Origin of the sequence: Janthinobacterium sp. 17J80-10, assembly GCF_004114795.1 — a bacterium.
Classification (GTDB): Bacteria; Pseudomonadota; Gammaproteobacteria; order Burkholderiales; family Burkholderiaceae_D; genus Paucimonas.
The window spans coordinates 945,216-958,491 of the sequence record NZ_CP035311.1 but is presented as its reverse complement, the minus strand read 5'-3'; the positions used below and the strand labels follow the sequence as shown (position 1 = coordinate 958,491).

At 58.2% G+C, this 13,276-nt stretch carries 17 protein-coding genes; 14 read left to right on the top strand and 3 right to left on the bottom strand.

Features of this window, described 5'->3' with window-relative positions; genetic code table 11:
* The first annotated feature begins 109 nt into the window (after nucleotides 1-109).
* Entirely contained in the window at nucleotides 110-1,168 is a 1,059-nt protein-coding gene (locus tag EKL02_RS04275; RefSeq protein WP_128900891.1) for an AI-2E family transporter, read from the top strand.
* Between the two features lie 29 nt (nucleotides 1,169-1,197).
* Here the strand turns inward: EKL02_RS04275 and cynS are convergent, their stop codons facing one another.
* The 3 genes from cynS to EKL02_RS04260 all read right to left on the bottom strand — a co-directional run bounded on the left by cynS (nucleotide 1,198) and on the right by EKL02_RS04260 (nucleotide 2,962).
* Nucleotides 1,198-1,641: a cyanase gene (cynS, locus tag EKL02_RS04270; protein ID WP_128900890.1), complete on the bottom strand. Its 444-nt coding sequence runs from the start codon at nucleotides 1,639-1,641 to the stop codon at nucleotides 1,198-1,200.
* 34 nt (nucleotides 1,642-1,675) lie between these two features.
* Nucleotides 1,676-2,257 carry an ATP-binding protein gene (locus EKL02_RS04265; protein WP_128900889.1) on the bottom strand — a complete coding sequence of 194 codons (582 nt, stop codon included), beginning with the start codon at nucleotides 2,255-2,257 and terminating at the stop codon, nucleotides 1,676-1,678.
* Between the two features lie 153 nt (nucleotides 2,258-2,410).
* Nucleotides 2,411-2,962, bottom strand: a complete 552-nt coding sequence (locus EKL02_RS04260) for a DNA-3-methyladenine glycosylase (protein WP_128900888.1) — start codon at nucleotides 2,960-2,962, stop codon at nucleotides 2,411-2,413.
* A 299-nt stretch (nucleotides 2,963-3,261) separates the two neighbouring features.
* Here EKL02_RS04260 and EKL02_RS18115 point away from each other — a divergent pair, with 299 nt between their 5' ends.
* The 13 genes from EKL02_RS18115 (at nucleotide 3,262) to EKL02_RS04200 (ending at nucleotide 13,268) form a co-directional block, all read left to right on the top strand.
* The gene (locus EKL02_RS18115; protein ID WP_164931947.1) at nucleotides 3,262-3,402 is read left to right on the top strand and encodes a hypothetical protein; all 141 of its coding nucleotides are present in this window, start codon (nucleotides 3,262-3,264) and stop codon (nucleotides 3,400-3,402) included.
* Nucleotides 3,403-3,470: 68 nt separating this feature from the next.
* Nucleotides 3,471-4,052, top strand: a complete 582-nt coding sequence (locus EKL02_RS04255; RefSeq protein WP_128900887.1) for an A24 family peptidase — start codon at nucleotides 3,471-3,473, stop codon at nucleotides 4,050-4,052.
* Between the two features lie 30 nt (nucleotides 4,053-4,082).
* A complete protein-coding gene (cpaB, locus tag EKL02_RS04250) occupies nucleotides 4,083-4,949 on the top strand; it encodes a Flp pilus assembly protein CpaB (RefSeq protein ID WP_128900886.1) in 867 nt (288 codons plus the stop codon).
* A gap of 36 nt (nucleotides 4,950-4,985) precedes the next feature.
* Complete coding sequence (locus EKL02_RS04245) at nucleotides 4,986-6,521, top strand: type II and III secretion system protein family protein (RefSeq protein ID WP_128900885.1); 1,536 nt, start codon at nucleotides 4,986-4,988, stop codon at nucleotides 6,519-6,521.
* 20 nt (nucleotides 6,522-6,541) lie between these two features.
* Nucleotides 6,542-6,811: a hypothetical protein gene (locus tag EKL02_RS04240; protein WP_128900884.1), complete on the top strand. Its 270-nt coding sequence runs from the start codon at nucleotides 6,542-6,544 to the stop codon at nucleotides 6,809-6,811.
* 98 nt (nucleotides 6,812-6,909) lie between these two features.
* A complete protein-coding gene (locus EKL02_RS04235) occupies nucleotides 6,910-7,119 on the top strand; it encodes a Flp family type IVb pilin (RefSeq protein WP_206732449.1) in 210 nt (69 codons plus the stop codon).
* A 146-nt stretch (nucleotides 7,120-7,265) separates the two neighbouring features.
* Nucleotides 7,266-7,442: a Flp family type IVb pilin gene (locus EKL02_RS04230; protein WP_128900883.1), complete on the top strand. Its 177-nt coding sequence runs from the start codon at nucleotides 7,266-7,268 to the stop codon at nucleotides 7,440-7,442.
* Between the two features lie 58 nt (nucleotides 7,443-7,500).
* The gene (locus EKL02_RS04225; protein WP_128900882.1) at nucleotides 7,501-8,778 is read left to right on the top strand and encodes a Tad domain-containing protein; all 1,278 of its coding nucleotides are present in this window, start codon (nucleotides 7,501-7,503) and stop codon (nucleotides 8,776-8,778) included.
* An 8-nt stretch (nucleotides 8,779-8,786) separates the two neighbouring features.
* Entirely contained in the window at nucleotides 8,787-9,233 is a 447-nt protein-coding gene (locus EKL02_RS04220; protein ID WP_206732448.1) for a TadE/TadG family type IV pilus assembly protein, read from the top strand.
* The gene (locus EKL02_RS04215) at nucleotides 9,230-9,664 is read left to right on the top strand and encodes a TadE family protein (RefSeq protein ID WP_128900881.1); all 435 of its coding nucleotides are present in this window, start codon (nucleotides 9,230-9,232) and stop codon (nucleotides 9,662-9,664) included. Before EKL02_RS04220 ends, EKL02_RS04215 begins: the two co-directional genes overlap by 4 nt.
* 15 nt (nucleotides 9,665-9,679) lie before the next feature.
* A complete protein-coding gene (locus EKL02_RS04210; RefSeq protein ID WP_128900880.1) occupies nucleotides 9,680-10,882 on the top strand; it encodes an AAA family ATPase in 1,203 nt (400 codons plus the stop codon).
* A 35-nt stretch (nucleotides 10,883-10,917) separates the two neighbouring features.
* On the top strand, nucleotides 10,918-12,264 hold the full coding sequence (locus tag EKL02_RS04205) for a CpaF family protein (protein ID WP_128900879.1): 1,347 nt from the start codon (nucleotides 10,918-10,920) through the stop codon (nucleotides 12,262-12,264).
* Between the two features lie 212 nt (nucleotides 12,265-12,476).
* Entirely contained in the window at nucleotides 12,477-13,268 is a 792-nt protein-coding gene (locus tag EKL02_RS04200; protein ID WP_241687779.1) for a type II secretion system F family protein, read from the top strand.
* Nucleotides 13,269-13,276 lie beyond the last annotated feature (8 nt).

Below are 13,276 nucleotides of genomic sequence, written 5' to 3'. Positions count from 1 at the left end.
AAAATACGTCGAGTATCGCCATCCAGGCGAATTCTTGCAAGCGGCGGCGCGCTCTCGGGTAATATTGCGCTGCAAACTTGTCAATCAATGCATCAGCGCGCGGAGAAATATGGTTTATCCCGAACTGCAAAACAAAATCTTCCTGTTCCTGCTGGCGACAGTTTCCATCGCCTTTGGCTGGATCCTGCTGCCGTTTTTCGGCGCCATTTTCTGGGGAGCCGCATTCGCGATCCTGTTTTCGCCGCTGTTTCGCAAGCTGCTGGTGCGTTTTAGCGGCAGGCGCAACCTGGCGGCCGGCGTCACCCTGCTGCTGTGCGTGCTGGTGGTGATCCTGCCGCTCATCGTGGTGGTGTCCTCCCTGGTCAGCGAAGGCACCCGCCTGCTTGAAGCCCTGCGCGCCACGCCGCTCGACTTCGGCGCGTTTTACCAGAAGGTCGTGCATCTGCTGCCGGACTGGCTGGTCAACCTGCTGGCGCGCCAGGGATGGACCGAGACAACGAATCTGCAGGCGAAGCTCAGCGCCATGCTGTCGCAAGGCAGCCAGCTGATGGTGGAGCGGGTATTCAACATCGGCCAGAATACCTTCGATTTCCTGGTCGGTTTCACGGTCATGCTGTATCTGCTTTTTTTCTTGCTGCGCGATGGCGCCAGCGTGGCCGACAGCATCCGCCGCGCGCTACCAATCAGTAACGACCACCAGCGGCTTTTGATCGGCAAGTTCAATACCGTGCTGCGCGCCACGATCAAGGGCAACATTCTCGTGGCTGCCGCACAAGGCGCGCTGGGCGGCGTGATCTTCGCCCTTCTCGGCGTGCCAGGGGCGATGCTGTGGGGCGCCGTGATGGCCTTCCTGTCGCTGCTGCCCGCAGTCGGGGCGGCGCTGGTCTGGGGGCCGGTGGCAATCTACCTGCTCGTCACCGGCGATGTCTGGAAAGGCGTCATCCTGATTGCCTTTGGCACGCTGGTCATCGGCATGATCGACAACGTGCTGCGCCCCATCCTGGTGGGCAAGGATACGCAGATGCCGGACTACCTCGTGCTGATTTCAACGCTGGGAGGAATGGCACTGTTCGGCCTGACCGGCTTTGTGATCGGGCCGGTTGTGGCAGCGCTGTTCATCGCCTCATGGGACCTGTTCCGCATTGAAAAGGAGGGACGCAAGGGCTAGCTTGCGCCGCCCTTGCGCGCCGGTATTTCTCAGTACTGCTTGTACGGCAGGAATTTGCCGCTCAATACCACATTGACGCGGTCGCCCTTCGGGTCGGCTTCGCGCGTGATGTCCATGGAAAAGTCGATGGCGCTCATGATGCCGTCGCCAAACTCTTCATGGATCAATTCCTTGATGGTGGCGCCGTACACGCTGACGATTTCGTACCAGCGATAGATCAGCGGATCGGCGGGCACCGGCGTCGGCAACGAGCCCTTGTACGGCACGATCTGCAGCCAGGCGGTCTCCTCATCGGTCAGGCCGAACAGTTCCTTGGCCACGGCAGCCTGCTTCGCGTCGAAGGTCATCTGCCCAAGCATGGCGGCGGTCGTCCATTCCTTGCTCTGGCCGATTTTCTCGGCGATCGCTGCCCAGCTCATCTTGTCTCTGACTTTTGCGGCAATTATTTTTTTCGTGACTTCGTTACGATCCATGGAAAACTCCTTGTGTGGGAATAATTAAAGCGCCTCATGCAGCGGCTCCTGGCAATGCCAGGGGCAGGCGCAGGCAGACATGGGTGCCTCCGCCCTGCACACTAAAGATGTGCAGGCTGCCGCCGAAATTCAGGGCCTGCCTGCGCATGCCCAGGACACCATACGATCGGGAACACTCGAATGACTCGGGCAACGCCCCTATGCCGTCATCGGTAACATCCATTTGCAGCAGCGCACGCGCCAACTTGATGCGAATGCGCACCGATGTAGCCCGCGCGTGACGCGTCACGTTGCTCAGCATTTCCTGAAATATGCGAAGCGCCGTGGTGGCAAGCACGCCAGCCGGCGCGATGCTGTCGGGCTCCAGTTCGATCGTTGAGTTGCACTGCACTGCGTGGGCATTCGAGAATTCCTGAATCTGCCATTCAAGCGCCGTGATCAACCCCTCGTTTGCCTCCATTGCCATGTACGCATGGGCAGACAGTTTGCGTAATTGCGCCAGCACCGCCGGGAGTTCGCGCGCACGTTCGGCCGCAGGCAATTCCAGCAGTAGCGTCAGCCTGTCACGCCAGAGCATCAAATCAGCATCGAAGGAGATATTTGTGAATGAGGACATGGTTGTGCCACGGATGGAGCCAGGAATACCCCGATCCCTTGCAAGGCACGTGCCAGTCGCGCATGGGGAATTGGCGCGGAGATTGCACGATTTAGTGCATCCACTGGAACCAATTCGGTGCGCGCAGCCGGCACGCCTCAGTATGGCGCACGCCTATTTTCGCGATACCCAGGGATTGTCCTGGATATAAAAGCGCAATTCGCGCCCGGCCCATTCGCCGGCGTAATCGACGCCGATACGGGGGCGGGCAACAATGTTCCAGGATTTCGGCGCGTTGTCATCGGCAACGTAAAAATCGTCGCTCAGGAGATCATGGGCATTCAGCCGCAAGTCGATGGCCATGGCCTTGCACAGCAAACCGGGGCCGCTGGTTTTCCCCTCCAGGTTGCGCACCGGCTCCAGCGCCCGCAACAGCACGGCCGCGCCATGTCCTTCGCATTCGGTGACAACATTCACGCAGTGATGCATGCCGTAGATCAGGTAAACATAGGCATAGCCGGACGGGCCGAACATGATCCGTGTGCGGGGCGTCCTGCCTTTGGAAGAATGGGCGGCCAGGTCATGCGCGCCGACATAAGCCTCGGTCTCGACGATGCGCCCGACGCGCGCGACACCGTCGACGATGTGGACCAGATGCATGCCCAGAAGGTCGCGCGCGACGTCGACCGTGTCGCGCGCATAAAAGGAACGAGGCAGCTTATGCATACTGTCGCAACCCAAATGAAAGGATCGTCGCGCATTTCGAGGGCAACGTCAAAGATATTATCAATGAAACAATGCATTTCAAGGTCAACGAATCAATTTACTTTCGGAAATCTTAAAAGCAATCGCCCAAAATGTCTGTCGCCTATGCCCACCTGATGCGGCCTAGTTGATTTGTCCTGCCCGGCGCGCAAAACAAAGGGTGCTCTGTCCTGCCCATTAAGGGATGCAAGGCCCATGGCGGATTCAGTCCCGGTTTCTATACTTCATTCATCCGCATCGCAACCCAACAGGAGCACTGCATGCAATTCATTGAGCACTTATCCCCTGTCATCCTCTTGCGTGATGAAGCCGGTACGTCGCTCACCGAATATGTGCTGCTTGCATCGCTCTTCGCCGTATTTTGCATCATTGCGTGGTTAGCCTTCGGAACGCGTGCATAGTCCGTGCCCCTAAGGGCACCCATCGATAGTTCAATGACGTTTTCAGGTCACGGCCAAGGAACCAGATCATGAATGAGGCAGCCATGCTTGAACTTCTCGCGATGCTCGCCGTGGATCCGCGCAACGCTGTCCTGTTCGTTTTACTGGTGACCGCCGCCATTCACGATGTCCGCACCTACAGGATTCCGAACTGGCTCACGCTGGGCGGCGCGGCATTTGGACTGACTTACAGCGTGTTCGTGCCGTTTCCGATGCATGGCGGATTCCTCTGGGCATTCGGCGGCCTGGCGCTCGGTCTGGTACTGATGATTCCAATGTATGCCCTCAAAGCCATGGGTGCGGGCGACGTGAAGTTGATGGCCATGGCGGGGAGTTTTCTCGGAGTCCACGACGTCATCTTTGCAGTCCTTGCGACGTTCATCCTGGGCGGCATCCTTGCTCTGGGTTTTGCCCTAGCCAGAGGGGTCCTGGGCAGCATGCTGGGCAATATCAAGCAGCTGCTTCAGACAATGACGGTCTCGGCCCTGGCGGGCACGGTCGGAACCGGGCAGGTTGCCGTCGACAACTCGGTTGGAAAACTCCCTTATGGCGTCAGCATCTGCATCGCCACGATCGGGTATGTCGTGGCCAGGCAGTTGGGCTTTTTATAAACGATGGAATAAACCTTGTCAGGGCGGGATATGAAAAACCTCAAAGCATTTAGCTTGCTTTTCCTCGCATTGCTGATCGGCCTGGCGGCCGCGGTCTATGCTGCGGGATGGATTTCACAACAGGCAAAAATCGCCTCCAACAAGGTTGTCGTCGCGACAATCGACATCGAACTTGGCAACAAGATCACGCCGCAAATGCTGACAACGGTAGACTGGCCGAGCGGCTCCGTCCCTGCCGGCACGTTCAAGGATCTCGCGGAATTGCAGGAGCGCGTCGCGAAAGTGAGCGTGCTGCGCGGCGAGCCGATTCTTGAAGGGAAGCTCGCCCCTGTGGGCACACGTGGCGGCCTCTCGGCCGTCATCGCCGAAGGCAAACGCGCAATGACGGTGCGGGTCAATGATGTGGTTGGCGTGGCCGGCTTTGCCCTGCCGGGCAATTACGTCGATGTTATGGTCAACACCCAGCGCGACGGCGACAACCGGCATGACGACTCCAAGCAGATCAGCAAGACCGTGCTGGAACATGTCCTCGTTCTGGCCGTGGCGCAGGAAGCGAGCCGGGACGATACCAAACCAAAAGTGGTCAGCGCAGTGACGCTGGAACTGAGTCCGGAAGACTCCGAAAAGCTCGACCTCGCCCGCAACGTCGGCACCCTTTCGCTGGTGCTGCGCAATCAGGTTGACAAGTTAAGCGTCGCCACCGTCGGCATCACGAAGAAACAGCTGTTTGGCGAAGTGGCGACCGTGCCGGTGAAGCTGGCGAGCGCGCCCAGGCAACCGGTTTCCGCCAAACCTGCAGTAGCTCGCGTCAGGCCGGACGTTCAGCCCCCTTCCCATTGCATTGAAGTGATCCAGGGCGGCAGCCGTACCGTTAATTGCTTCAAAAATTCTAATTAAGGAGCAGACAAAGTGCTGACTAATCGTACAAACGCAATGCTCCTCACGGCACTGGCATTGAGCAGCCACGCCTTTTCCGCCGACAAGCCGGCCGGCAAGCCGACCGACACGCACGCTGTCAGCGGCGCCGCGTTGAAATCATGCACCTCGGCCAAGGTGGATGCGCCGGTCTATGTAGTTCTCGGTAAATCGACGGTCATCCCGCTGGACTTTCCGGCATCCCGGATCGTGGTCGGCGGCTCGCCCGCAAGCCGTGCCGTGATTCCGAACGAACCAGCGGACAAGAATGACAAAAGTGCCGCCATGGGGCCGCCGCAGACGGCCGGGTCGGATGGCGTGGGACATGTCGACATCGCCCTGATGGGGCCAAACGAACTGTTCGTCCTGGGCAAGAAAGCCGGCTCGATGAACGTCGTCCTGCAGGGCACGGGAGGACGCTGCACGATCAAGGACATCATCGTGACCGTTGACCCCAACAGCTTGCAGGCGAAGCTCGGCTTGCTGATGCCGGAGGAAACAGGGATCAAGGTACATGCCGCGGAAAATGCGCTGGTCCTGAGCGGCATAGTCAGCGACGCCGTCAAACTGGATGAGGCCGTGCGCCTCGCAAGTTCCTATGTGGATGGCAAAAAGGTGGTCAATTTGCTGCGCCTATCCACCCCGCAGCAGGTGATGCTGGAAGTGAAAATCGCCGAAGTGAGCAAGTCGCTGCTCGACAAGTTCGGCATCAATTTTGCCCGGCTTTACACGACTGCGGGCGGGACTTCCCGCATCCTGTCGGGGATTTTCGGTGGCGGGCCGGCCATCCTTGGTCAGTTCAGGCCGAATGTTGCAAGCGCCTTGACAGGCGCTGCGACAGGCGCCATTGGCGGAGGCTCGGGGGCAGCGGCGGCAAGCCTGAGCACCGCCGGAAGTGGCGCATCCCTGCTCGGCATCGATGCCGAGAAAAAAGACGGCCTGGTCCGTATCCTGGCAGAGCCGAACATCATGGCGATCAGCGGCCAGTCGGCAAGTTTCCTGTCCGGCGGCAGGATTTTCATACCGGTCGCGCAAAGCAACACTGGCGGCGGCTCCACGATCACGCTGGAGGAAAAGGAATTCGGCGTCGGCCTGAAATTCATGCCCACGGTACTGGCTGGCGGCAAGGTCAATCTCAAACTGGTGTCCGAAGTCTCGGAGCTGTCGCAAACCGGCTCGCCCTTCACTACAGTCAATGGCGTAACGTCGGTGCTGCCCTCGATTACCACGCGCCGCATCGACACTACAGTACAGCTTGGCGATGGCCAAAGCTTTGCCATCGCCGGCCTAATCCGCAACAACATTACGGAAACCATCAGCCGCTTTCCGGGCCTGGGCGAAATTCCGTTGCTAGGTGCGCTGTTCCGCTCGACCGAGTTTCAAAAGGATCAGACCGAACTGATCTTCATTGTGACGCCGCGCATGGTCAAACCCATGCAGACTGCGGCGGCGCTGCCCACCGACAACCATATCGAGCCCAATCGCAGTGACGTGCTGTTCATGGGTTCAGCCGAAGGCAAGGCCAAAGAAACCGTATCCCCTGGCAATCCATGAACCTGCAAACGGAGACTGCAATGAACAAACTAGCTGGCCCAATCATGCTTTGCCTGGTGGCAGGGTGCTCCACCACGCCGCACTACGACACGAAATTCGGCGATGCCGTGCGCGATGCCCGGATGAGAATGACCATCGATCCGGACGCCGGAAAAAAACAGGAACAGCTTGCCGGCATGGATGGCAAGGCGGCGCAAGAGTCGATCGTGCGCTACCAGAATTCCTTCAAGGAACCGCCACCCGTGGTCAATGTAATCAATATCGGTGGCGCCATCGGCAATGGCAGATAAGGAGCGCAACGATTGGAGGAACTGATTTTTTGTAGGACCGCAGTAGCAGTAGGCAGCAAGCAGTAGCTTTTTCCAACCAACCTGAATGAGGTAAAAAAATGAACCAGCTTGTCAATACGATGCGCAATGCCATTCGCTCCTTCGCCAAAGACGAGGATGGCGCCCAAGTGGTCGAATATGCGCTGATCATCGCCGTCGTCTCGATTGCCCTGGTAGTCGCACTGCAGGCATTGACGGCGAATGGCGGTGGCTTTACCACCTTCATCGGCCGCGTAACCACCTGCCTGACCACGGCTAACTGCGTCTGATCCAGGCTGCAAATGGCAGTCGTGGGTGGCGCGCGCCGATAGCCCGCGCTGCCACCCGCTTGAATACATAAGCCTGCGGCACAGGAAAGTTCGCCCATCCAGCCATGCGGAGCACTACCGTAATCTGCATTTACAAGGGGATTTTCATGCTTAATCAATTTCTGCAGGACGAAGACGGTGCCCAGATCATCGAGTACGCGCTGATCATCGCGGTGATATCGATTGCCATGGTGGTCGCTCTGCAGCCGATTTTCACCACGGGCACGTTTACCACCTTCATTGGCCGCCTAACTGCCTGTCTGACCACGGCAACATGCGCTTGATACAAAAACCGGATGAAAATCTCCAGGATAGATCAGTCAAGCAAGTGGAGGCATTTCGATGAAGCGAATCGTTCATCCAGACAGGCAAGGCGGTGCGATCATCGTGACCGTAGCGCTCGCCTTGCTCTTCCTGCTCGGATTCATGGGAATTGCCCTGGATCTCGCGCATCTGTTCATCGTGAAGACGGAACTGCAGACTGCCATGGATAGTTGCGCGCTTTCAGCGGCACAGGAACTCGATGGCATGAGCAACGCGCGCGACCGTGCCAGAAATGCCGGCAAAGCCGCTGGCAATCTGAACCGGGTCGATTTGCAGTCCGCCACATGGAATGGCCAGGGAATCATCACTGATACGGATATCAGTTTCAGGGATGCCGCATACCAGCCGACCAACTCCGATGCTGCAGCCAGATACGCTCAGTGTCAGCGCACCCAGGCAGGCGTGCGGATGTGGCTTCTGCATACAATGGGCGCCTTCGCCGGCACACCTGCCACCTACCCTAATACCGGCAACGTGCTGGCGCTGGCGGTGGCAACTCGCGCCAGCGCCCAAACCACCTGCCCGATCCCGGTTGCCCTGAGGCCCAAGGCAGGCGGCACGGCGCCTAACTACGGCTTTCAAGTAGGCGAATGGGTCACGGTATATGGCAACAAAATACCCGGATCGGGCGAGCTCGGCTGGTACAACCTTGACGGCAGCAAAAGTGCCAACGAAACCAAAAAGGAACTCTCCGAGGGGGGATACTGCGGAACCCGGATCGGCGACACTCTTGGCACGCCGGGCGCCCAAACGACCGTAGACACACCCTGGAATTACCGCTTCGGCATTTACAAGAATAACGAGGATCCAAGCGCAAACCGCCCGGATTTTACCGGCTATTCCTATACTGCGACCAACTGGAAAAATCCCGTGCCGCAAAACGCTTTTAACGGCACGCCAGCCGCCGGCTCGCATCCGAGTGCGGCCAATTACCTCATCAAGCGTGCGGCGTATGCCTCGTTCGACGATACCGGAACGAGCCTGAAGCATGGAAGCCAGATCGTCTTCGGCAACCAGAATCAGCTGAACAGCTTCAAGGACCTTGCTACGCCGGGCATCGGCGGCCAGCATCAGCAGCACGGCTATAACAGGCGCCTGGTCACGATTCCGGTTCTCAATGCTGGCAACCAGGTGATCGACTATGCCTGCATGTTCATGCTGCACCCGCTAAGTGGTCCAAAAGACGACGGCCATTTGGAGTTTCGCGGAAATTCCGGCGCATTGAACAGCCCGTGCACGACCAACGGCATTCCAGGAGCAAGCGCTGGGCCGCTGGTACCGGTCCTTGTGCAATGAGGAATGCCATGAAAATAAAAAACCGACAAAGAGGCGCTGCCTTGGTGGAACTTGCCCTGATCCTGCCCTTCCTGCTGCTGCTGAGTTTCATCACGACGGAATTTGGCCGCGCGATGTATCAGTACAATACCCTTGCGAAGTCGGTCAGGGATGCGGCGCGCTATCTATCCGTGCAAACGCCAGGAACGGGCGCTACGGAAGCGAAGAATCTGGTTGTATACGGCAACAAAGCCGGCACAGGAACGCCCCTGGTCATTGGCCTTGACGTCTCCAAGGTCATCATTCCGGCCACGCAGACGGCGGGATCCAATCCCGTCATCAATACTGTGACAGTCACCATAAGCGGTTATGCCTTCCGCCCATTGTTTAAAAACGTATTCGGGATGGCATTTGCCAATGCTAACGGCGAAATCCCGTACAGCAATATCAGTGCGACGATGAGGGCGCCGATATGAGTAAATCCCAATCCGGCGCGACCACGGTCGAGTTCGCCCTTTCTCTTCTGGTTTTCCTGACCTTCATGCTGGGGATTACCGACTTTAGCCGCATGCTGTTTACCTGGAACGCGGCCAACGAGGCGACCAGGCTTGGCGCCCGCTATGCCGTCGTGTGCAGTGATGCTGCCACCCCGGGTGCTGTCCTGGCAAAAATCCAGGCATTGCTGCCACAAGTAAGCGCCGTCGACCTGGCTTGGGCCCCTCTCAACTGCACGCCGGCGAATTGCGAGGGAGTAACGGTCCGCATCCCCCCCGGCGCGTTGAATTATCAATGGATTTCGCCAATCACCGGACTCTCGGCGCAAGTATTCCCGATGCCGACATTTTCTACCTACCTGCCGCGCGAAATCATGCGACAGGATCCAAACAGCAACACGATTTGCTCTTGACTCGAGGACGAGAAAATGAAGATTGCCGTCATATCTACCGACCGGACCAGACTCGAATCCCTGGGCCGCGCACTCGAGGTCAGCTCCCATTCCATCAGTCTTATCACTGGCGGCATGGACAATCTGCGCGCCATCGCCCAGCAAGAAGCGCCCGCCCTGATTCTGGTCGATGGCATGGCTGGCAACGCCGGCGAGCTGGGCCAGGCCGAATATGTCAGCACACACTATCCGCACGTCGCAATCATTGTAATTTGCGCAAATATCACGCCTGACTTCCTCATCGCTGCCATGCGCGCCGGCGTACGGGAAGTGCTGCCGTCGCCAGCGCCGGCAGCCGCCCTGGAAGCCGCGATCAATCGTCTCGCGGCCAAGCTTGCCGGCAGCCAGGTCAAAAATCCCGGCAAGGTCCTGGCTTTCATGCCGTGCAAGGGCGGCAGCGGCGCGACTTTTCTTGCGACCAATCTCGGCTATCTGCTGGCGGAAAATCAGAGCGTTCTGCTGATTGACCTGAACTTGCAGTTCGGCGACGCCCTGTCGTTCATTCATGATGGCGAGCCCGCCTCCACCATTGCCGATGTTACCCGGGATATCCGCCGGCTTGACGCATCCTTCCTGGATTCCAGCACGGTAAAAATCACACCAAACTACAGCATCCTGGCAGCCCCTGCCGATGCCAACCAGGCAGTCGGCATCAAGCTCGAGCATATCGACGCCATACTCGGCTTGGCAGTCGCGCACTACGACTTCGTTCTGATCGACCTGCCCCGCACCCTGGATCCGATCACCATCAAGGCGCTAGACCGCGCGACCCTGATCCTGTCGGTGCTGCAGGCGAACCTGCCGGCCCTGCGCCACGCCAAAAAGATGCTCACACTGTTCCAATCACTGGGATATACACGGGACAAAGTCGCGCTGATCGTCAACCGCTTCGACAAGCGCGCCGAGATCGGCATCGACGATATGCGGCGACTGCTGGGCACGATTACGCTGCACACCGTGCCTAACTCGTACAAGGAGGTCAGCACGTCCATTAACCATGGCAACTCGTTGATCGAAGCGGCACGTTCAAGTCCGGTCACCAGGAACCTGGCGGAATTCGCACTTTCCCTGGCACCCGCGAAAAAAGATAACCGTAGCCTGCTCGACCGCATTTTCAAGAGAAGCGCAAGCGAACCACTTGGTTTCAACACGCCAGATGCATCGTCCAGCCGGGCATAACGGCGAATCACGGAACATAACGGAGCACACTCAAAATGTCCTTACGCGAACAGCTCAATACGGTGACACCAATCACTTCGATGCAAGCGGAAAACCGGATGGCCAGCGACACCTACAAAGCCTTGAAGGGAAAAATCCATTTGAGCCTGCTGGACAAGCTCGATCTGGCTGCCCTGGAAACGCTGGCGCCAGAAAAATTGCGGCAGGAAATTTCCGTCATGGTCGAGCGCCTGCTGCAGGAACAGCAGGCAGCCCTCAACGACGCCGAACGGCGCCTGCTGATCCGCGACATTCAGCACGAAATGCTGGGATTTGGCCCGCTGGAACTGCTGATGGCCGATCCCCTTGTCTCCGACATCCTGGTCAATTCCCATGACCAGATTTACGTTGAACGGCGTGGCAAACTGGAACTCACCAAGGTCACCTTCACGGACGAGCAACATCTGCTGCGCATCATCGACAAGATTGTGTCTTTGGTCGGGCGACGCATCGACGAGTCATCACCGATGGTCGATGCCCGGCTGCCGGACGGATCCCGGGTCAACGCGGTCATCCCACCGGTTGCGCTGGATGGCCCCATGATGTCGATCCGGCGCTTCGCGCACATCCCGCTGCAGATGGACAACCTGGTTCACGAACTCAAGAGCCTGACGCCGTCGATGGCGACACTGCTTGAAGGCCTCTGCAAATCCAAGATCAACATGTTAATTTCGGGCGGCACCGGCGCCGGCAAAACCACCCTCCTGAATATCCTTTCCGGCTACATTCCGGAATCGGAGCGGGTCATCACGATCGAGGATGCGGCCGAACTGCAGCTGCAGCAACCGCATGTAGTAAGGCTGGAAACCCGGCCCATGAATATCGAAAACAGGGGCGAAATCACCCAGCGCGCGCTGGTGCGCAACGCCTTGCGGATGCGGCCGGACCGCATCGTGATCGGCGAAGTGCGTGGCGCCGAAGCGGTGGACATGCTGCAGGCAATGAATACCGGTCACGAAGGCTCGCTCACCACCATCCATGCGAATACCCCGCGTGATGCCTTGGCCAGATTGGAAAACATGATCGGCATGGCCAACCTCAACCTGCCGCACAAGGCAACGCGCCAGCAGATCGCTTCGGCCATCACCGTTGTGGTCCAAGCGCTCAGACTGACCGATGGCCGCCGCAAGATCACCAGCATCCAGGAGATCACCGGCATGGAAGGCGACATCATCACGATGCAGGAGATATTCACCTTCCGCCAAACCGGCATCAGCGACGATGGCAATGTTGAAGGCCATTTTCATGCCACCGGCGTCAGGCCGAAATTCTCTGAACGCCTGCGCTCCTTCGGCATCGAGCTGCCGGATGCCATGTTCGATCCGGCCAAGCAGTATCAATAAGGCAGAGGCCAGCCATGCTTAATTTCACGTCAGGCAATTCCTTTTTGATCATATCGGTCCTTGTATTCGTTGCAGCTGTTTTGTTGGTCGAAGGCCTCTATCTGCTATGGAAAGCACACCGGGGACCGGAAGCCAAAAAGCTTGAAAATCGGCTGCAGGCCCTGTCCGCATCCTTCGACACAACGGCAAAAACGCAGCTATTGAAAAGGCAGATGATCAGTGATGTGCCCCTTTTGGAGCGCCTGTTTTTGAACCTGCCGCAAGTCAATGAATTGCAAAGACTGCTGCACCAGGCCGGGCTATCCTGGACGGTGTCCCGACTGGTGCTGACATGCGCCGCCCTCGGCGCCGGCCTGCTGGGCAGCGCCGTGCTGCTGCACCAGCCGACGCTGGCCAGCCTGATCGCCGGCGCTGCAGGCGCCGGCGTACCTGTCCTTTTGGCCATCAACAAACGCCGCCACCGGCTCGGCAAGATCGAACAGCAACTTCCAGACGCCATCGACTTGTTGAACCGGGCATTACGGTCCGGGCATGCCTTCTCGTCTGGCTTGAAAATGATCGGCGAGGAAATGCCTGAGCCGATTGCCAGCGAATTTCGCATTGTGCATGATGAAGTCAACTTCGGCGTCTCGCTGCAACAGGCTCTGACAAACCTGAGTCAACGCATTCCGCTTACCGATTTGCGCTATTTTGTCGTCAGCGTGCTGATCCAGCGGGATTCCGGCGGCAACCTGACCGAAGTGCTCGGCAATCTCAGCCACCTGATTCGCGAGCGCCTCAAGCTGGCGGCCAAGGTCAAGGTACTGTCATCGGAAGGCCGCCTTTCTGCCTGGATCCTGGTAATCATGCCGTTCGCGCTGGGGGCAATCATGAACATCGTCAATCCCGGCTTCATGGCCCCCTTGTGGACGGATCCGATAGGCATTGCGATCGTCAAGTACATGCTGACGCTGATGTTCTTTGGCGTACTCATCATGAGAAAAATCATCAAGATCCGGTACTAGCAACAGGA